The sequence below is a fragment of the Sporosarcina psychrophila genome, from assembly GCF_001590685.1.
Lineage (GTDB): Bacteria > Bacillota > Bacilli > Bacillales_A > Planococcaceae > Sporosarcina > Sporosarcina psychrophila.
Map to the genome: position 1 here is coordinate 399,153 of NZ_CP014616.1, position 20,072 is coordinate 419,224.

The 20,072-nt window shown below is 40.9% G+C and carries 25 protein-coding genes; 20 read left to right on the plus strand and 5 right to left on the minus strand.

Annotated features, from left to right (window positions below):
• Positions 1–160: 160 nt before the first annotated feature.
• The 4 genes from AZE41_RS01880 to AZE41_RS01895 are packed head-to-tail and all read right to left on the minus strand — an operon-like array spanning position 161 to position 2,562.
• Positions 161–571, minus strand: coding sequence for a DUF3021 domain-containing protein (locus AZE41_RS01880; RefSeq protein ID WP_067204957.1), 411 nt, complete (start codon positions 569–571; stop codon positions 161–163).
• Positions 568–1,026, minus strand: coding sequence for a LytTR family DNA-binding domain-containing protein (locus AZE41_RS01885; RefSeq protein ID WP_067204960.1), 459 nt, complete (start codon positions 1,024–1,026; stop codon positions 568–570). The genes AZE41_RS01880 and AZE41_RS01885 overlap by 4 nt, the downstream gene beginning before the upstream one ends.
• 60 nt (positions 1,027–1,086) lie before the next feature.
• On the minus strand, positions 1,087–1,830 hold the full coding sequence (locus AZE41_RS01890; RefSeq protein WP_067204963.1) for an ABC transporter permease: 744 nt from the start codon (positions 1,828–1,830) through the stop codon (positions 1,087–1,089).
• A 12-nt stretch (positions 1,831–1,842) separates the two neighbouring features.
• Positions 1,843–2,562, minus strand: a complete 720-nt coding sequence (locus AZE41_RS01895) for an ABC transporter ATP-binding protein (protein ID WP_082786461.1) — start codon at positions 2,560–2,562, stop codon at positions 1,843–1,845.
• Positions 2,563–2,759: 197 nt separating this feature from the next.
• Here AZE41_RS01895 and AZE41_RS01900 point away from each other — a divergent pair, with 197 nt between their 5' ends.
• The 20 genes from AZE41_RS01900 (at position 2,760) to AZE41_RS01995 (ending at position 18,713) form a co-directional block, all read left to right on the plus strand.
• Positions 2,760–3,572, plus strand: coding sequence for a VanW family protein (locus tag AZE41_RS01900; protein ID WP_067204965.1), 813 nt, complete (start codon positions 2,760–2,762; stop codon positions 3,570–3,572).
• A 57-nt stretch (positions 3,573–3,629) separates the two neighbouring features.
• Positions 3,630–4,178, plus strand: a complete 549-nt coding sequence (locus tag AZE41_RS01905; RefSeq protein WP_067204967.1) for a GrpB family protein — start codon at positions 3,630–3,632, stop codon at positions 4,176–4,178.
• Complete coding sequence (locus AZE41_RS01910; protein ID WP_067204970.1) at positions 4,165–4,401, plus strand: DUF3977 family protein; 237 nt, start codon at positions 4,165–4,167, stop codon at positions 4,399–4,401. The genes AZE41_RS01905 and AZE41_RS01910 overlap by 14 nt, the downstream gene beginning before the upstream one ends.
• 30 nt (positions 4,402–4,431) lie before the next feature.
• On the plus strand, positions 4,432–4,986 hold the full coding sequence (locus AZE41_RS01915) for a GNAT family N-acetyltransferase (RefSeq protein ID WP_067204973.1): 555 nt from the start codon (positions 4,432–4,434) through the stop codon (positions 4,984–4,986).
• Positions 4,983–5,273, plus strand: a complete 291-nt coding sequence (locus tag AZE41_RS01920; protein ID WP_418064637.1) for an NUDIX domain-containing protein — start codon at positions 4,983–4,985, stop codon at positions 5,271–5,273. Before AZE41_RS01915 ends, AZE41_RS01920 begins: the two co-directional genes overlap by 4 nt.
• 95 nt (positions 5,274–5,368) lie before the next feature.
• On the plus strand, positions 5,369–6,094 hold the full coding sequence (locus tag AZE41_RS01925; RefSeq protein WP_067204976.1) for a nucleotidyltransferase domain-containing protein: 726 nt from the start codon (positions 5,369–5,371) through the stop codon (positions 6,092–6,094).
• Positions 6,091–6,609: an NUDIX hydrolase gene (locus AZE41_RS01930; RefSeq protein WP_067204979.1), complete on the plus strand. Its 519-nt coding sequence runs from the start codon at positions 6,091–6,093 to the stop codon at positions 6,607–6,609. The genes AZE41_RS01925 and AZE41_RS01930 overlap by 4 nt, the downstream gene beginning before the upstream one ends.
• A complete protein-coding gene (locus tag AZE41_RS01935; protein WP_067204982.1) occupies positions 6,581–7,036 on the plus strand; it encodes a GNAT family N-acetyltransferase in 456 nt (151 codons plus the stop codon). The genes AZE41_RS01930 and AZE41_RS01935 overlap by 29 nt, the downstream gene beginning before the upstream one ends.
• 139 nt (positions 7,037–7,175) lie before the next feature.
• Entirely contained in the window at positions 7,176–7,556 is a 381-nt protein-coding gene (locus AZE41_RS01940) for a hypothetical protein (RefSeq protein ID WP_067204984.1), read from the plus strand.
• 374 nt (positions 7,557–7,930) lie between these two features.
• Entirely contained in the window at positions 7,931–8,548 is a 618-nt protein-coding gene (locus tag AZE41_RS01945; RefSeq protein WP_067204987.1) for a TerD family protein, read from the plus strand.
• 31 nt (positions 8,549–8,579) lie between these two features.
• Entirely contained in the window at positions 8,580–9,158 is a 579-nt protein-coding gene (locus AZE41_RS01950; RefSeq protein WP_067204989.1) for a TerD family protein, read from the plus strand.
• Positions 9,159–9,402: 244 nt separating this feature from the next.
• Positions 9,403–9,981, plus strand: coding sequence for a TerD family protein (locus tag AZE41_RS01955; protein ID WP_067204991.1), 579 nt, complete (start codon positions 9,403–9,405; stop codon positions 9,979–9,981).
• Between the two features lie 57 nt (positions 9,982–10,038).
• Positions 10,039–10,794 (plus strand): TerC family protein, encoded by a 756-nt coding sequence (locus tag AZE41_RS01960; protein WP_067204993.1) that lies wholly within the window; start codon positions 10,039–10,041, stop codon positions 10,792–10,794.
• A gap of 78 nt (positions 10,795–10,872) precedes the next feature.
• On the plus strand, positions 10,873–12,051 hold the full coding sequence (locus AZE41_RS01965) for an HpcH/HpaI aldolase/citrate lyase family protein (RefSeq protein WP_067204996.1): 1,179 nt from the start codon (positions 10,873–10,875) through the stop codon (positions 12,049–12,051).
• Positions 12,014–13,390 carry a phosphoribosyltransferase family protein gene (locus tag AZE41_RS01970; RefSeq protein WP_082786462.1) on the plus strand — a complete coding sequence of 459 codons (1,377 nt, stop codon included), beginning with the start codon at positions 12,014–12,016 and terminating at the stop codon, positions 13,388–13,390. The genes AZE41_RS01965 and AZE41_RS01970 overlap by 38 nt, the downstream gene beginning before the upstream one ends.
• 16 nt (positions 13,391–13,406) lie before the next feature.
• Entirely contained in the window at positions 13,407–14,519 is a 1,113-nt protein-coding gene (locus AZE41_RS01975) for a cysteine protease StiP family protein (RefSeq protein ID WP_067204998.1), read from the plus strand.
• Positions 14,516–15,319, plus strand: a complete 804-nt coding sequence (locus AZE41_RS01980; protein WP_067205001.1) for a hypothetical protein — start codon at positions 14,516–14,518, stop codon at positions 15,317–15,319. The genes AZE41_RS01975 and AZE41_RS01980 overlap by 4 nt, the downstream gene beginning before the upstream one ends.
• Before the next feature lie 60 nt (positions 15,320–15,379).
• Complete coding sequence (locus AZE41_RS01985; RefSeq protein WP_067205004.1) at positions 15,380–17,008, plus strand: YceG family protein; 1,629 nt, start codon at positions 15,380–15,382, stop codon at positions 17,006–17,008.
• A 5-nt stretch (positions 17,009–17,013) separates the two neighbouring features.
• On the plus strand, positions 17,014–18,084 hold the full coding sequence (locus tag AZE41_RS01990; RefSeq protein WP_067205006.1) for a toxic anion resistance protein: 1,071 nt from the start codon (positions 17,014–17,016) through the stop codon (positions 18,082–18,084).
• A 14-nt stretch (positions 18,085–18,098) separates the two neighbouring features.
• Positions 18,099–18,713 (plus strand): TerD family protein, encoded by a 615-nt coding sequence (locus tag AZE41_RS01995; protein WP_067205011.1) that lies wholly within the window; start codon positions 18,099–18,101, stop codon positions 18,711–18,713.
• Positions 18,714–18,906: 193 nt separating this feature from the next.
• Here the strand turns inward: AZE41_RS01995 and AZE41_RS02000 are convergent, their stop codons facing one another.
• Positions 18,907–19,764: a YitT family protein gene (locus AZE41_RS02000; protein WP_067205014.1), complete on the minus strand. Its 858-nt coding sequence runs from the start codon at positions 19,762–19,764 to the stop codon at positions 18,907–18,909.
• Positions 19,765–20,072: the final 308 nt, after the last annotated feature.

Below are 20,072 nucleotides of genomic sequence, written 5' to 3' on the forward strand. Positions count from 1 at the left end.
CGTGCCGAGTAACAAACTGGCACGGCTTTTCTCTAATTTAACCTATGCGGGTCATAATCAGCCCCATGGAGAGCATAACCACGTCCATGGCGGTCATAACGTGCATCGTATCGAGCATAACTGCTTCCATGCCGGTCATAACACAATGAATAGTAATAAATCAAAGCTCCTGGAGTTCCGCATTCAACTTCTTCGCCTGCCCTCTGAAATACAGATAGAAGGAAGTCCAAAATATGGAATAGCAGACAACGAACATTCCGAATACGAGTAAAAAGCTTTTCACAGTAAACGGAACCCAACCGATTCCGAACGCTAGGATGAAGTAAAGGATAACTACCGTAACGAAATGTAATGCGGTCTGTTGGGACAAACGTAAAGACGTATTTTCAAAAAAGAGCGGTGTGACTGTGAAAAACCAACCACAGAAGATGGAACCGAGTGAGTTTTTTAAGAATAATTGTCCGTCTAGCATATCTTTACCGCTGAATAGCACAACTGAATTCGTCAATATGACTGCAATAAATGCACCGAAAAGAATACCGATGAAGCTTCTATATAAAAAGGTTTTCATTCGCCTTTCCTCCTATTCATTTTCAAGGATTCTTTAATGGCATTGACGTATGTTCGAGAGACGTATTCTTTTGTACCTGATTTAAAATACACACAAAGTGTTCCATTAAACGACGCTTCGAAGCGGCTTAATTCATGTAGATTTGCAATGACAGATTTAGAGAGCCTAATGAATTTACTCGCCGGAAGAATTTTTTCAAGTTCGTATAACTTTTCTTTTAGTTTAAATGAGCCAGCAGAAGTCACGGCGATAACGCTATTTTTTTCTGTATGGAAAAAGTGGATTTCTGCCGGTTTTAAAATATGTTGCATATCTCCATCTTTTCCGACGAGGAATTCTGTGTCTTGCCCTTTGATAAAATCTAGAATTTCTTGTACGGAATCATCCAATGTCGGGCATTCAATCGTCACCTTGGTTTCTTCATAATCGCGATCAATGTTTAATGATACTTTCATTGCGATGCACCCCTATCGGCAATAGTATATACATTAAATTTACCATTGCCTGGTAGTCTGTCAAATACGTCTTTTAGTAGAAATATGGAGAACGAACAATGCGACAATCACTAAACAAGAAATATAGACGATGGATATAAGCGTGCTGTTGTCAAAAGTAAGCTGTTCATTCCAAACAGCAATGAACAAATTATTCATATGATAGAGCGGATTAAATTCGGCGATAACTTGTATAAATTTCGGCATCATATTGATTGGAAATGCAAAGCCACCTGTAAAGATAACGACTTGGAAAATAACGATGGAGAACACTAATGCACTTTTCATCTCGTTGAAAAAAGAGTAGATGGCAGATGCGATAACGAGCAGAGCAGCATTGAGTGCGATGAAAAATCCATAGGCCAAGATGAAATTCAGTACATGAAACTGCAAATCATACAAGAGCATACCAATCGCATAAACGAACAGGTAGCCAAAACTTGTAATGATAATGGAGCGGATAATACTGGATAGCAGAAGTATATTTTTAGAAACGGGAGAAAGTCTAATTCGTTTTTCGACACCCGTCGTACGATGCGTCACCTGGTCGAACCCGAAAGCGAAAAATACAGTGGTGAACGTGATAAGTAAAATATACGAGGGTGTATATGTTTGTGCATAACTTAAGTTACCCGCGTAGGTTTGATCTCCGAACAATTGCCCCATGAAAATGTACGTAACAGGCGGTACCACAATCGTGAAAACTAAGTAAAATAATTCTCTTGAAAACATGAGTAAGTCGTATTTTAACTGAGTCGCTAACATATTTTCTCCTCCTTATATGGATACTTTCTCGAGATAAAATTCATTGATGGATTTATAGCCTGATGCCAAAATAGCTTCTGTCGTATCGTAGATTTCATTCACACCATTATCTATAAGCATTACTTTGTCGCAGTACAATTCGATTTCATCCATATTATGTGTTGTCAGAATGACAGTACCGCCTGTTTTCTCGTTGTAATCGGTAATATACGTCCAAAGAATATTGCGCATATGCGGATCTAGACCTGTTGTCGGTTCATCTAAAATTAGAAGTTTTGGTTGTGATAAAAAGGCAATGGCTAAGCTTACAATCTGTTTCCATCCTCCAGAAAGTTTATCGAAGTACTTTTTTCGATGCGGCTGTAATTTGAAGTCAGCAATTATTGTTTCGATGTCAATTGGGGATTTGTAATAGGCTTTAAATAACCGCAGTAACTCTTGTACTTTCAGTGTCTGATAGAACTGTGTAGGCTGCAGGACGACGGAAATTTGTTTTCGAACTTGTTCCATCCGGTTTATTGAAAGTGCTTTAATATCTTCATCGAAAACGAAGACTGTTCCAGCGTCGTATTGTTTAATGGTCATAATAATTTCAAGGAACGTTGATTTGCCCGCCCCGTTTTTCCCGATAACCCCAATTACTTCACCTTCTTGTGCTTGAAAATCCAACCCTTTTAAAACGACGTTTGTTCCGTAAGCTTTTTTTAAGTTGCTAACGTTGATGATATTCATTGCTATCCCTCCGTTTGAAAGTTCTTTGTAACCAAAGTGTATGTTGTCTCGGTCTTGCTGTCTTCGGTATTCCCGTGAACCGCAATAATAGGAAGGTGACTTGTAGAAAACGTCCTATGAAATGCATTTGGTTTTCCGGAAAATTAAAAGGACAAAGCTGGTAGAGAAGAGAATAAGTAGAAGAGGGGATGACGCGGATGAATTCATTGCAACCAAAAAAGCGCAGCAAGTTGCGAATATTCTTCGGGAAGAAAGTGTACCGATTGAGGCGGTATTCGGAGTGGTACATGGACGGAAAAAAGTATGCAACAAGGCGGTCAATGGAGAAATTAAACCATGTCATCTTCAAACATCGAACGCCGTTGCTCCGCAAATTGAAAGATGTAGAGATGGAATTGCAAACAAACAAAATTACGAATTTGAAAATAGCAGCAAAACGATTGAACGGAATTATGCTCCAGCCTGGAGAGACATTTTCCTATTGGCGCTTGATAGGCAGTACGACGAAGCGAAAAGGTTACGTTGACGGAATGATTTTGCATTACGGGCAAGTGACGAAAGGCGTTGGAGGCGGTTTGTGTCAGTTGTCGAACCTGATTTACTGGATGACACTTCACACACCGCTCGCGATTACTGAGCGATACCGTCATAGTTATGACGTATTCCCAGATTCGAAACGGAAACAGCCATTCGGAAGTGGTGCAACATGCGCTTATAACTATCTAGATTTACAAATAAAGAACGAAACGAACGAGCCATATCAGCTCCTCATTTATTTGACTGACACATCGCTTGTTGGTGAATGGCGTGCGCCTATGGCTGCGAATCGAACGTATAGAGTATACGAAAAAGACCACAGTTTCACGCGTGAATCATGGGGTGGTTATGTGCGCCATAATACAATCTATAGGGAAGCTTACAACCTGAATGGTGAACTTATCGATGACGAATTCATCACAGAAAACCACGCGATCACGATGTATGAGCCATTTTTGACATATGAGAAGTGAAGCGGGAATATTCGGTTGACCCCAAAAGTGAAGTCTTAAATTGGGAGTGGGTTTGGGATGTTAGGTTTAAATAAAGACGTAGTGAAATTAGTGGAGCACACGAATAACTGGAAAAAACTTTTCAAGGTGGAAAAAGATCTATTGAACTCGTTGGTAGGGGAGCATGTAGTAGATATCCAACATATCGGTAGCACCGCAATTGCCGGAATTGCCGCAAAGCCACTTCTCGATATACTCGTGGGCGTTAAGTCGATGGGAGACGCGCAGAAATTTGATAAGCACAAGTTGAAAGAGGCGAACATTTACCATTTAGGACGTGTTCAGATCGAAGGGAAAGAAGTGTTTGCCAAGTTCTCAAATTTGGAGAACTTAACGAAGACACATGTCCTTCATGTTGTAGAATATGGTGGGGACTGGTGGCAAAAGCACATATTTTTCCGAGATTATTTAAATGACCATCCCGAAGTCGCAAAACAATATGAAGTACTGAAGAAGGAAATGGCGGAAGCGTTTCCTACTAATGAGCGTTCCTATGCAGAGGGTAAAAAGGGTTTTGTAGATAGGATAGTACTTCAGCAAGAAGGAAAGATTGATGAAATTCGTTGAGCTTGGTTTTGGGAACACGTGGTTGTTGAGGACGGAAACAGAGTTAGAAGATGGTACTGAATTCGAAGAAAAAGGTATCATCGGTCCGCTAAAATTTCATTCAATATATATAAGAGTGTGGATATTTAAAACTGTTTTCATATTGGATATAAGAGAGGGTTTTAAAAGGGTGAAAAAGAGCCGCAACAAATTTAAATTGATTTTTGGTGTGGTTAGTAAATGATTTTGAATTCCGAGCAAAGAGGTGAATGGAATGCTGTTTCAAAAAGGAAATCTACTCATCCGCGAATTGGAATGGAAGGATAAATACCTCCTTTCCAAATGGCTTTCAGATCCAGAAATTTTGCAGTATTACGAAGGGCGGGATAATCCGTTTGATGTGAAGAAAGTGAAACAGAAGTTTTTCGATGAAGAAGCCGATACAACACGCTGCATAATCGAATTCAATGAGGGACCAATTGGCTATGTTCAGTTTTATAAAATTGATGAAGCTGAAAGACGAAACTACGGCTATGGTGATTCATCAGAAATAATCTACGGGATGGATCAGTTCATCGGTGAATCGACTTATTGGAATAAAGGTGTCGGGACACAGCTTGTCCGTGCGATTGTGGCTTATTTAATTCAAGAAAAAGGCACAGAACGGATTGTGATGGACCCGCAAACGTGGAATGAACGAGCCATTCGTTGTTATGAAAAATGCGGGTTTGAAAAAGTGAAATTGCTCCCGAAAAATGAATTGCATGAAGGGGAATACAGGGATTGTTGGTTGATTGAGCATATCTCCAAAGCAGTTGTGGATGTATGAGAAATAGGGGTTCTTCCGTTATCATCGAGAACAATAAAGTTGCTGTAATTAAAAGAGTTAGGGATGGACAAGAGTATTATGTTTTTCCAGGCGGTGGGATTAAAAACGAGGAAAGTCCCGAACAAGCCGCAGTTAGAGAAACGATTGAAGAATTAGGCGTTCACATTAGCATTAAAGATAGCCTTGGAACAGTTAATTATACTGGTATACAGTACTTTTTCATTGCTGAAATTATTGGGGGGACATTCGGAATAGGGGTACTTATGAGCCGATGTGGATCGAATTAGAACGCCTGTTATCGCTAGATGTCCATCCACTAGAGATTGCAGAAAAAGTGTATTCATTATATAGACCTTGAAATTGTTAGGAAAGAGGAGAGTATATGAACAGCAGAAAATTACAGCCATTGGAAGCCGCGAAGAGGTTTATAACGGAAAAGTTCGCGGATTGCCAAGCTGCATTGCTTGCGGGAAGTGTTGTCAGGGGCGAAGAAACAGCAACGTCAGACTTGGATATCGTTGTTTTTGATGAAAAGATAGAATCGGCGTATCGTGAGTCGCTTATAGAGTATGGATGGCCAATCGAAGTGTTCGTTCATAACTTTACGTCTTACAAGGTGTTTTTTATGGAAGACTGTGAAAGGGCTCGACCTTCATTGCCGCGAATGGTGTCTGAAGGAATCATCTTATTCGATTCAGGAGTTGTTTCTTTAATAAAGGAAGAAGCTAATGAACTATTGAAAAAAGGTCCTGAAGTATGGTCGATAAAAACGATAGAAATGAAACGGTATATGATAACGGATGCGCTCGATGATCTGATTGGTTCAACCAATCGTGCGGAAGAAATCTTCATAGTGAATACACTTGCCGATGCCATACATGAATTCTTCTTGCGGACAAATGTTCAATGGATTGGTGCGTCAAAATGGATTATGCGTGCTTTAAATCAATTTGATAAGAACTTTGCGCGAACGTTTGTACAAGCATTCGATGCATTTTATAAAACGGGTAATAAAGATGCAATTATCGATCTTGCAGATGAAGTGTTGAAACCATATGGTGGCAGGCTATTTGAAGGGTATTCAATGGGGAAAGGAGACCGTATATGACAAGTACATATGTAGATTGGGGGGGCCATAAGCTGAAGCTGACATGGGAAAGTGGTTTTTTGCCGGAAAGGGATTTGATCACGAGTGTCCATGGCTTCTGTTTTAAGGACGGGCAACTGTTGATGGTCGATTTGGATGATCGGGGTTGGGATTTTCCGGGCGGTCATATTGAAGTCGATGAAACTGCGGAGGTGTGCTTTAGACGTGAGGCAATGGAAGAAGGTTATGTAACGGGAGATTGTGTACTCCTCGGTTCAATAGAAATCGACCATAATGAAAATCCGTTGTGGAATGAACACAGTCCTTATCCGAAAGTGGGTTATCAGGTTTTTTACAAAATGGACATAACTGAATTACATCCTTTTGAAGCGAAGTATGAATCAAGCAGAAGAATTTTCATCCCCTTTGAAGACGTCTCCAAATACTATAAAGGTTGGCATGCAACGTATGAAAAAATTATGTGTGAGGTGCAAGGAAGGTGCCTAAATGAAAATCAGGAAATTACTACAACATGAAGCCCCACCTTTCGAACTCTTGCTACTTGCCGACCCATCGCGAGAACAGGTAGAGCTGTATATAGCTAATGGGGAGTGCCGTGTTGCTGAAGAGGAAGGCGAAATCGTAGGTGTCTATGTGCTAGTTAAGTTAGGTATAACAACGATGGAGATTATAAATATAGCTGTAGATGAGCGTATACATGGTCGCGGGATTGGGAAGAAGTTAATGAGTGACGCAATCCAGACCGCAAAGGTGTTGGGCTGCAAGTTCCTGGAAGTTGGGACGGGTAACTCCAGCATTGGTCAATTGGCTTTTTATCAGAAATCTGGGTTTAGTATCGATGGTGTTATAAAAGACTTTTTCGTTGATCACTACGAGGAAGAGATCATTGAAAACGGTATCCAGTGCAGGGATATGATTAGACTGTCGATGGAAATTGTATAATCATAAAGTAATCTATGCTTGATTACAGCTATGAACCATTTCATCTACTTTGTCACAAATACGTCCCGTGACAAGTCACTATCCATCTAGTAAAATAGAAGTGATATGTTGTGAATTTTCTGTAAGGGGCGATGACGCTATGAAACGGATACTCATACTTCTTTTCATTGTTGGTATGATGGCAGGCTGTTCGAATGTGTATAGCGCAGAAGAGGGCTATCGCATGGCGGTTATCAATCATGGTTTCCCGGTTCCGAAAAATGCGAGTGAACTAAAGCCAGAAGCGTGTACGACGGAAATTTCGAAATCGGCAAAGTACAAGTTGAACGATATTGGCGGGGAGCAGGGAGAACCGCCGGAGCACTACTTGGAGGAAATAAAAAAGTGGGGCTGGACGGAACTTGAAGATGAACAAAAAGGGAATATCCACTTCTACGAAAAAGAAGGGAAAATCATGTCACTCATTTTTAAGGAAAATGTCTTTGATGTGTTTGAAATGAGTAGTGCATTGAAGATGTAGGAACTTAAGTGCTGTGGATTTCTTTTTTTTGAAACCATTTGGCATGTTCGTACGTACTAGTAACAAGAGATGATTGTGATGAACTGGAAAGTAGTCATTATTGCATAATATCTGTGCTATATGATATTGCTGTCAACACAAGCATTGTGGAATCCAAGATGTTTGGATGGTTCGTCAGGTCATCTTTGAGGTTTACTATTCATTATCCAATGACGATTAGAATATTCATGAAAGTTGAATTTGGCATTGCAGGGTGGAAAAGGCTATAGGTAATCATCATTTTGGTAGTTCGGTATCAGATGTAGTAAAATATATAATGATGGTGTTTTTACGAAAAGATAAAAAATTCATTAAAATGTAAAGGAGTGATTGGTTTGGCAATTATTTTACAAAAGGGTCAAAAAATTGATTTAACAAAAGGTCATCCAGGTCTTGAGAAGATTATAGTAGGCCTCGGTTGGGACCCAATTCAAAGTCAGAAAAAAGCTGGCGGATTACTCGGCGGACTTTTCGGTGGTGGCGGTAGCGGTGCTACAAATATGGATATAGACGCTTCTGTTATCATGCTTCAAGACGATAAGTTTGCGAGCAATGACAACTTGGTTTACTTTGGTAACTTGAAAAGTAAATGTGGTAGCGTAACGCACACTGGTGATAATATCACTGGAGAAGGCGACGGAGACGACGAGCAAGTGATTGTTGACTTGAAAAAGGTACCCGCAAACGTTAACAAACTTGTATTCGTTGTTAATATTTATGATTGTGTAAAACGTAAGCAAGACTTCGGCCAAGTAGAAAATGCGTTTATCCGTGTCATGAATTCAGCGAACAATGAGGAATTACTTAAATTCAACCTGTCCGAAAACTATGCAGGTTCAACTAGTTTAACTGTTGGAGAAATTTATCGTCACGGCAGTGAATGGAAATTCGGCGCTGTTGGATCAGGATCATCTGATGCAGGTCTTGGCGAAATGGTTAAAAGGTACTCATAAACTATAAAAAACAGAAAAGAGGATGACATAAATGGCTATTTCATTGAGTAAAGGACAAAAAGTAGATTTGACGAAAAGTAACCCGGGATTAACGAATATTACGGTTGGTGTTGGCTGGGATACGAATAAATATGACGGTGGACAAGATTTTGATCTAGATTCTTCTATATTCTTATTGAATGCAGCGGGTGTATGTGCAAATGAAAAAGATTTCGTTTTCTTCAATAACCTTGAGGGTGGAAATGGTTCCGTCGTTCATACTGGTGATAACTTGACTGGTGAAGGTGATGGAGACGATGAGCAAGTCAAAGTTTCCCTTTCAACTGTACCAACTACAGTTGAAAGAATTGCATTCGCAATTACAATTCATGATGCAGAACAACGTAGCCAAAATTTCGGGCAAGTTTCAAATAGCTATGTACGAATCGTCAACGATGCAAACGGTGAAGAGTTAATCCGTTATGACCTTGGCGAAGACTTCTCTATTGAAACGGCTGTTGTTGTAGGGGAACTTTACAGACATGGTAGTGAGTGGAAGTTCAATGCAATTGGTAGCGGCTATCAGGGCGGACTTGGTTCACTTGTTAAGGACTACGGACTACAAGCTTAATTAATTGATATAACTATATATGTTGTTTCCGGTGCCAGTTGCTGACATCGGGTTTGTATTTGAACTTCAGTGTAGGCGCCTTACAGGGGTAGCCGAAGCCGTAAGACTGGTGGCGAAGGCTTTCTGGCTTATGGCGCGGGAGGCATCCCCTAAGCGCCGGAGCGGAGTTGAATGGAATCATCTATTCAATCTATATAGTTATGGAAGTTTTGAATTCTAATCATGATAAACAGGAGTGATTCAGATGGCGATTACTTTATCAAAAGGTCAAAAAATCGATTTGACGAAGACAAATCCCGGCCTTGTAAGAGGTGTTATCGGACTAGGTTGGGATACGAATAAATACTCTGGCGGTCAGGAGTTTGACCTTGATGCATCGGCGTTTCTTGTCGATGCAAGCAATCGTTGCCAGAATGATCATGACTTCATTTTCTATAATAATCTTAAGCATCCGAGTGGCGCTCTTCTACATACTGGCGATAACCGGACGGGCGAAGGAGATGGGGATGACGAGCAAGTAATCGTTGATTTCCCTAAAATCCCTGCGTACGTTGACCGCATTGGTATTACGGTTACGATTCACGATGCAGAAGGAAGAAGTCAAAACTTTGGTCAGGTATCAAATGCCTTTGTTCGATTATCGGATGAAGCGACCGGAGAAGAGGTGCTACGTTTCGATTTAGGAGAGGATTTCTCGATTGAAACGGCAGTTGTTTTTTGCGAACTGTACAGGCACGGTAACGATTGGAAATTTAATGCAATCGGTAGTGGCTTCTCTGGAGGGCTAGGGGCACTTTGCCGGAATTATGGTTTAGAAGTATAAATTTACGGGCTGATAAAAGGTCGGAGTCTTTTATTGTTTTATTATCAGGAGGAACTAATGGAGATACTTAATGGAATAATCGATACATATGCCGCTTTTTTTGATTGGGGTATGTGGGTGGAAGTATTATCGGATCCAGTCAGTTGGGGCTTAATCGGTACCCTCATCATACTTGAGGGGCTATTGTCAGCTGATAATGCTCTCGTTTTGGCGGTCATGGTCAAACATTTACCAGAAAAACAACGAAAAAAAGCTCTGTTTTACGGGCTTCTTGGTGCTTATGTCTTCCGCTTTATCGCAATTGGGGTCGGTGTTTTCCTCATTAAATTGTGGTGGGTCAAGGCATTAGGTGCGGCTTATCTCGCATGGTTGGCGATTAAATACTTTATGGATAAGTCTAAAGAGGCAGGTAATGACGAAGAAATTGCAGGGATGAAAACAGAAGGTATTCTAATCCGTCTTTTCGGTACATTCTGGGGAACAATCGCTGCTGTAGAGATTATGGACATCGCCTTTTCAGTAGATAGTGTTCTTGCTGCTTTCGGTGTCAGTGAACAGATTTGGGTACTTCTTCTTGGAGGAATGCTCGGTGTCTTGATGATGCGTGGAATTGCCGGCGTATTTTTGAAGTTAATCGACAAGGTACCAGAACTTGAAACGTCAGCATATGTGCTGATTATGTTAATAGCGATTAAAATGGGATTGAGCGTTGTTGGTATTGACGTCCACCACTACGTATTCTTTATCATTCTAATCCTTACGTTCATTGCCACATTCGTTGTTCACAACATGAATAAAAAGAAAATGGCTTAATACAAAGAAAAAAAGAAGGCTAGCCCCTTCTTTTTTCTTTTACCCTAAATCGAATAATAAATAAGGTTGGTGCTCAGATTGAGGTATTTTAATGACTTAGCTGCTATTGGCTTAGAAGATTTATTTTATCGGAAACCGGAGACGGTTACGAAGCATACCGATAAACAACGGCTATCATACAGTCTGGGGGCTTTATTGTATATGCCAGCAACCCGTGAGGATATAGCCCATCTCATTATTACCAACAAATTTAAGGAGCTTGTCACAGTAGCGATCTGTCTTGAAGATGCAATAGGTGATCATGAAGTTGAACGGGCGGAAAATAAACTGATTACGCATATGCAACAAATTAGTGCTGCAGTTCAGGATGGTCGACTTACGGAAGAAACGACTCCACTTATTTTTGTTCGGGTAAGAAGTGCACAACAGATGCTGGACATAGGGGAGCGGCTCGGTGATTCGTTGAAGAACCTCGTAGGCTTTGTGTTTCCTAAGTTTGCATCGGATAATGCGGAGGACTACTTATCGGGTCTGCGACAGTTGAATGAGCAAGCGAAAACAGTTTTATATGGTATGCCAATTCTTGAATCGCCGAATGTTCTTTACAAGGAGCGTCGCTTGGCAGAGTTGCTTAGTTTAAAGGAGATAGTTGATCGGTATGCTGACTTCATTCTGAATATCCGGATTGGTGCTACGGATTTATGTGGACTTTACGGGTTGAGGAGGGATAGTGAGACGACTGTCTATGAGATTTCCATTGTCAATGAGCTAATTACGGATGTTGTCAATATATTTGCCAGGCAACATGACGGTTTCGTGGTATCGGGGCCAGTGTGGGAACATTTCTCATCAAACGGTCGTATCTTAAAACCACAACTGCGTGAGACGCCATTTCAAGAAAGTTCAGGTTCAGTGGGTCTTCTTCTCAGAAAAGAATTGATACGGAAAGATTTTGACGGGCTAATTCAGGAAACGTTGCTAGATAGAGCGAACGGCTTAGTTGGGAAAACAATCATTCATCCGTCTCACCTTTTGCCTGTGCAGGCATTGCATGTCGTCACGAAGGAAGAATATGTGGACGCACTTAGTATCTTCCAGCAGGCCACAGGTGAAAAAGGTGTGTTCAAAAGTGAATTTATGAACAAAATGAATGAGATTAAGCCCCATTTATACTGGGCACAAAAAGTGTTAATTAAGTCTGATATATACGGGGTGTACAATGAAAACATTACATTCATCGATTTATTATCCGAGTAGGTACACGCATGAAGTTTGCGAAACTATGCAAGTACATGTACAAATTGACCAAAATCCATATGAGCTTTCAGTTGAAAGTTTATATGAGATGGCCGCAAGAATTAACAAAAAACGTTCTTTTTTATTCGTCAGTAAAGTACTCGGGAAACATATTTCTATTCCGCCTCAACTGCCCTTGATTGCATCAGCATTGCTGGCCTCTGCTTATTATGAAGGTAAGACAAGCAAACAAATGCCTGGAAAAGAACAGCTCATCGAAGCAGTTAAGGACGGTTCCACTAAAAACTTGCAAACAGCATATTCAATTGTACAGGAACTACACTGTCAACTTGATGAGCCGGTTGTGTTTATCGGTTTTGCGGAAACGGCAACGGCCCTCGGTCATGGCGTTTTTGACTGTTTTTCGGATGCTACCTACATTCATTCGACTAGAGAAATGCTTGCTGATGAAGAGGTGACGCTCTACTTTGAAGAAGAGCATTCTCACGCTACAGATCAGCGTTGCTATGCACCGGAACAGTATTTGAATAATGACCACTCGATTTGTCTGGTAGATGATGAAATTACGACAGGCAAGACAGCATTGAATATCATCGCTTCTATTCAAAAGCGTTTTCCACGTAAGGAATACACAATACTATCCCTGTTGGACTGGCGAAGTGTAGAAGATCAGCAACGATTGAAGGCATTTGAGAAATTGCATGATGTACGCATCACGACGTATGCTTTATTGACGGGAACAATCCAATTAGAAGGCACACCTGGTTTAGCTGAAGATGCCAGTGTCATTGACGAATTGGTTGTTAAAGTTCCCGATTTTGAGAGAATCAGTCTGAAGTCATTGCCTATCCCTCTTCCTCACTATCCTTATTCTTCAATTGATTCTTTTGGATTTAAAAATGATTCAAGTTATTTGTCTCTGACTGGTAGATTCGGTATCTCGTCGGACAACAAAGAGGATGTTGAAGCATACTGTCAGAGTGCAGGAGAATATTTGAGGAAGTATCGGACAGGAAAACGGACATTATGTTTAGGTACTGGGGAATTCATGCATATCCCCATGAAAACGGCTGTTTACATGGGCGAAGGTGTATCTTATCATTCAACAACGAGAAGCCCGATATTCCCAATTGACCGAGAAGGTTATCCGATAAAAAGTCGAATGGCTTTTGAAAGTCCTGAAGATCCAGCAACTATGAATTATGCATATAATGTATCCGACATGGAATACGATGAAGTCTTTTTATTTTTTGAACGTCCTATAGATGACAACAGGCTTGAACCGATATTACGCCAGTTCAAAGGATTACCTGCAATCTATATTGTAGACTTCACTTGAAAGGTGTGAGTAGAAAATGCAACAATTGACTAAAACAGTGACTGGAAGTTATTCATCTGAAGATGTCGTTTTTCTATTGAAAGATCTGTCAGATGCGAGCCTTGAAAGAAGCCTGAATGAACGGGAAGAGGCTATTCAAGGCGGCGCCCATTATTCGGAAATGCTTCCCATTGAATATGAGCCAACCGAAGCCTATTTAAATCTTTTTTACGAGTCACTCAATACTTCAAAGCGAAAAGTAGCAACAGCGGTCGGCGCAGTTTCGGAACTCCTCATTGAGAAAAAAGGGAAGGAACTTGTTCTTGTTTCCCTTGCGAGGGCTGGGACGCCGATAGGTATCTTGATGAAACGTTATATTAATGCGGTATATGGGTTGAATTTACCGCATTATAGCATATCGATCATTCGAGGACGTGGCATCGATGAAAATGCGATGCTGTATATTACGAGTCAACATCCTGATAAGCGCGTCGTTTTTGTCGACGGTTGGACTGGTAAAGGTGCGATATCTATGGAGCTGACAAAGTCTGTGGAGTCGTTTAAAGAAAAATATGGTATCCTACTGGACGACGAACTCGTTGTATTGGCGGATCCGGGTCACTGCTCTTCCTTATATGGGACGCGAGAGGACTTTCTAATCCCTAGCGCCTGTTTGAATTCAACAGTATCAGGCCTAGTTAGCCGAACGGTTCTGAACAGCCGCTGGATAGGAGCGACGGATTTCCACGGAGCGAAATTCTATTCGGAACTTCAGGATAAAGATGTATCGAATCATCATATTGATGTCATTACGGCAGAATTTGAAGCGGCAGCAACGTTAATCGAAGCGGCGAAAGAAGCTTTAAAGAAAACAGATATGAACCCGACATGGCAGGGAATGAAAACAATTGCATCAATTCAGAAGCACTACGGCATTGAAAATGTGAATCTCATCAAACCTGGTGTTGGAGAGACGACACGTGTTCTTTTACGACGTCTACCATGGAAGATATTAGTTAAGGATTTAAACGATGTGCGGCTTAAACATATTTTCCAACTTGCAAAGGAAAGAGCTGTACCTGTGGAGGTTTATGAACAGATGACTTATACTTGTTGTGGACTTATCAAACCGTTGGAGAAAAAAGTATGATGTTCGCAAGCGATTTAGATGGAACACTTATTTATTCGAACCGGCGCTTTGGCGAGGAAACCTTGAATGTATCTGTTCGTAATATTGAAGTATATAATGGAAGAGACATTTCATTCATGACAGAAAAAGCGATTGCGCTATTACGCGAACTGTCCGATGAGATGATGTTTGTTCCTGTAACGACAAGAACAATTGAACAGTATAATCGAGTCTCACTATTTCATGAAGAAATACGTCCTACATACGCGATTACTTGTAATGGCGGCGTTGTGCTGAAAGATGGACATATAGATACGCACTGGCAGGATTATATCCGTACTAAAATAGATGGAAGTACCGCTTCAGTGGATGATGTGAAGCGGAAAATAGAAGAGACTGCGGATGCGTCTTGGTTGAAATCCATTCGTGTGGTAGAGCGATTTTTTGTGTACTTGATTATTGACCCACCGCTATCAGCTGAGCGGATCAATTATTATTCACAGTGGGCGGCAGCGCATGACTGGGCATTTTCAGTTCAAGGCAGAAAAGTTTACTTCATTCCATCATTCATCAATAAATGGGATGCGGTGGACTATGTTGCAAAAAAAGAAGGAAAGCAAACGGTTTATACGGCAGGGGATTCCAATTTGGATGTCTGCTTGATTGAACAGGCGGAGTTTGGTCTGATACCACGGCACGGGGAAGCGGCAGCTAAATTTGGTCATCTAGGACTGACACAAAAAACAGGGATTTTGGCATCGGAGGAAATCATTGAAGCTATTCTTTCGAAGCGTCTCCAATTAACTCCTGGAATCCGTTGACGATATCGGACTACGCCCCTTCCATTGACGCAAAAAAATAGGTGATTGGGGGGAGTGAAGATGATAAGGAAACTGATACTTAAGAAGGTTGAATACTCGAATTGGGCAACCGAACTCAGCAAGCCAATTGCTACCCGCCCTGATTATCAATTGGGAGAAGAACGTATACAATACAGTCAGATTGCTACACGTATTGTCGGATCAGGTTTTGATGAAACAGAATATATGATTGAATTATACACAGCGAGCCAGGCCCCTGGTGTGTATGTATTATCTGAAACACTTGATAAGAACATGCCACCAGAACGATTTCAAGCCATCCAGCGAATTTATGATCTTATTCAGGAAAAACCGAATCTATCGATTAACCGCTTTGTAGCTTTTTTGGAGGGGGCACAGTTGCTTCCAAAATACGGCGAAGACCCTGATTTCAATAGATTAATCCGGTCAACACTCATTGAGGTATTTGAACTATTCAAGAAAAATCATGCGGGTGCATTTCATCATCCGGAATTCCGACGAGTTTTTCTTGATATCATCAAATGGACGTGGAATCATATTGATCCATGGGTCAAGGGAACACCGATCGATAAGGATATCCCACACATTATCTGGTACGGCGATATGAACAAAAGTCAGATGTATTTTCTGTTCTATACAATCTTATTGGGAATGGATGTTGTCATTCTTCATCCGGAAGGAAAAGACGATTTTAAAGAGCTTGATCCTGACAACAACTGGTCCTTCTTGACGGAATATCCGACCACCATGAAAATCCAACCTTTTCCGCAAGAAGAACCGAAACGACAAGGGACAGTCGCATACCGTGCTTCGAAAGAAATCGATCACGTACTTCACCATGAAGGTTCTGCTTATTATAAGCCATGGCAATTCCGCAACCATCTCCCCGTGGCAGTTACATTAAAAACGACATATGACGAGATTTTTCTATTGGCGAAAGAAAAGGCATTTATACGACCAAATTTCTCTGCCAATGGGGATGAAGTGAAGATACCCGCATTGTTCGCGAAAGTTTCCGGCGTTTCAACCAGCCGAAAAGAATATTGGGATAAAATGCATCGGCTCACTAGCCAACCGAATTGTGTAGTAGTGAAAAAATTCCCATTCATACAAGAAACGAAAGCGAATAACCAATATCATTACCAGCATGCACTTGGCAAAGATGGTCGTTTGGTCCCGGAAAAAATGATGCAAAGCAACTGGTGGCAGTACGGTCAACTACATGACGGTGCTCAACTAGGACTCGCGGCGGCCATTTCAAGGATTTGCGCCCATTCGAAGATGAAGGCACAACCGGGGGAAACACCGGAACAAGTCTCTCTCTATTTGTTCACACAGGCAACTTCCATACCGGAAGAATTGATCAACCTTTTGCAAACGTTTGATTATGCGCAAGAGGTTCCAAAAGTGATTTTATATAACAATGAAGTTAATGGTATTTTGTCTAGGGCAGATGCAGCATTACTGTTACTGTTGAATGAAATTGGACTTGATATTATCTTATATAATCCACCCGGTCACAATGATCTGGAGCACTTTATTGGGAAAGAATATTTTGATCATCATATGCTGGAAGACATGGTGTTCGATCTATCCTTTCAGGAGAATAAAAAGGATGCATCAATTGTAAGCGGTTTTTTAAATCGACTTTTTAACGGAAGGGATTGAATGGCATGGAAGAAACAAAGAATTATGAAGTGGAAGTATTGACGGAAAACAAAGCGGAAGCACTACGCTTACAGTTACGACAGGATCCAGAGGTTCAAAATTTAGTCCGGTCAATCGATACTAGAAACCAGACCGGATTATTAGAATTTGGGAAAGAACCGGCCGTTGAAATTTCCACTTTTGCTGATCGCATATTGGCTTCCATGCGTTCATCGAGTGTAACTGATTCAGGCGAGATGTTGAAACAACTTGGGAAAACGATGGATAAATTCGATAAAAATGACTTTGACGAGCCAAAAGGTTTTTTGGGCAAGTTTTTCAAGCGTGGAGATAAATTAATTGAAAAAGTGTTCGGCAAATACCAAACGCTCGGCAAGGAAATCGAAGGCATACACATCGAAATTTCAAAGTATAAAGACGAAATGATTCGTTCAACGACCAATATGGACGAAATGTATGACCAAAACTATAACTATTACATGGCACTTGAAAAGTATGTTGTAGCTGGGCAGATTAAAGCTGAAGAGCTGCGGGCGCTCGTTCCAGGTCTTGAACAAAGATCAGCAGGCGGCGATCAATTAGCGCAGATGGAATTAGATACTATGAATAATGCGATACAGTCGCTTGAAGAGCGGGTCTATGACCTTGAAATGGCAAGAATGGTCGCGTTGCAGACAGCACCCCAGCTCCGGGTCTTACAACGCGGTAATACGAAACTTATTGGGAAAATCAATTCTGCATTCATTACAACGATTCCAATATTTAAAAACGGTATCATCCAAGCGGTTGCTGCGAAACGTCAAAAACTTGTGGCAGATTCTATGGATGAACTTGATAAAAGAACAAATGAAATGTTACTAAAAAACTCGCAGAATATCGCTAGACAAAGTGTGGAAATTGCCCGTACTGCAGGAGGTCCGAGTATTAAAATTGAAACGATTGAAGAAAGTTGGAGCACAATCGTGAAAGGGCTCGAGGAAACGAGAGCTATTGAAGATGAAAACAAACGTACAAGGGAAGATGGCATGAAACGGATTGCACAGCTACAGGACAGTATGAAAAATTTCGGTAAGTGACTGGAGGAACCGATATGATCGAACTGAAGAAAAAAGGGCAGTCCATAAATTTAACGAAAAAAGGAAATGATGTAGGTGAGATTCTAGTTAACTTGAACTGGAATCAAAACTCCAAAGCGGCTAAAAGTGGCGGATTCCTATCCTCGCTGTTTGGTGGCGGACAGAAAAACTTTGATTTAGATCTTGGTTGCCTGTATGAATTGAATTCAGGAGAAAAGGGCTGTGTTCAGGCACTAGGTAATGCTTTTGGTTCGTTGAAAGATGGTCCATATATTCAGCTTGACCATGACGATCGTACGGGGGCTTCGACAGGCGGAGAAAATCTACGTATCAACGGTTCCCGTATTAAAGATATTAAACGCGTGCTTGTGTATGCATTCATTTATGAGGGCGCTGCAAATTGGTCAGAAGCGGGCGGGATCGTCAAGTTGACATACGGCGGTGGAGAAGATATTGTCGTCAAGCTTGATGAGCACCGCAACGGACAAATTATGTGTGCAATTGCAATGATTGAAAATGTACAAAACGAGACGTTTAGCGTCAAAAGACTTGTCGACTATTTTCCAGGGCATGCCAAGATGGACCAGGCTTATGGATGGGGAATGAGTTGGCAAGCTGGTTCGAAGTAAAATCGGTATCTACTAAAAATGACCAGACATCAATTGATGTCTGGTCATTTTTAGTACTGTATATGTTGAACAAATGAACACCTATGTTAACTGAGTGAAGGCGCCTTACAAGGGGGGGCAGGCATCCCCGAGCGCCGTAGCGGTGTTGAAGGGAATCTTTATTTCAACTTATATGGAATTCAGTGTTATAGGTTTATTTAACTTGATCGCCTTCACGTCTAAAGAATCCGTAAACACCAGCAGTTTGAACAATATTCGTAAACGCATTTGGATCTATTTCATTAATTATTTTTTCCAAATCATATAATTCATAACGAGTGATCACAAGATAAAGCATATGCTTATCCTCTTTTGAATACGCACCTTTTGCGGGAAGAATCGTTATGCCACGTACCATTTTCTGATGAATCGCATGCTGTAATTCGTCTGCCTTTTGTGTAACAATCATTGCGGTCACTTTTTCGTGACGTGTATGGAGTGCGTCAATCACAACTGTAGTTACATACAATGCTAACATCGTATATAATGCGTTTTCCGGTTCATACAGAAAACCTGCCAAGACGATTATGATACCGTTCAGCAGTAAAAAATAGGTTCCAATAGGCTTATCTTGTAAGCGTGATAGGACCATAGCGATAATATCCATTCCGCCTGTAGATGCCCCAAGTTTCATCGAAATCCCAACTCCTACACCTGCAATTACACCGCCAAACACGGCATTTAGAATAATATCGTTTGATAGAGATAGGACAGGTAAGAGTTCTAAGAAAATTGTAACAAAGATAACGGAAACGATGCTATAGATGGTAAATCCTTTACCTACTTTGTACCATCCTAATATAAAGACGGGAATATTGAATAGTAACAATAATATTCCTGTACTAATCTCAACGCCGATGAAATCATTTAATACACTAGATGTCAGTTGCGCAGCACCCGCAAATCCGCTGGCATAGACATTTGCATTGATTAAAAAGAAGTTAAGCGAGATTGCAAGTAACAAGGAACCAAAGATAACGACAATAATGCGTTTTGCTTCTAAGAAAAACATGACAACCTCCTGTTGTTTTCAATAAAGATGAAATAACTTGTTAGAACTTCCATTGTAACGAACCATATATAGAAATGGTACCCTTAAACGTTTGATGAAATTCCTGTTGGAGGGAATTTATGTTGTGTTTGATGAGAGTGGGGAGGGGAAGTACTGCTAGCATTATTAAAAAGCTGTCCTTATAGCATGTATATGGCGGGAATTGTATTTTATAAGTTGACGTAAAGAATACCATTGAATTCGCTGTGGCGCTCGGGGATGCCCCCACGATAAGCCAGTAGAAAAACCACTAGCCGATCTCGTGGCTC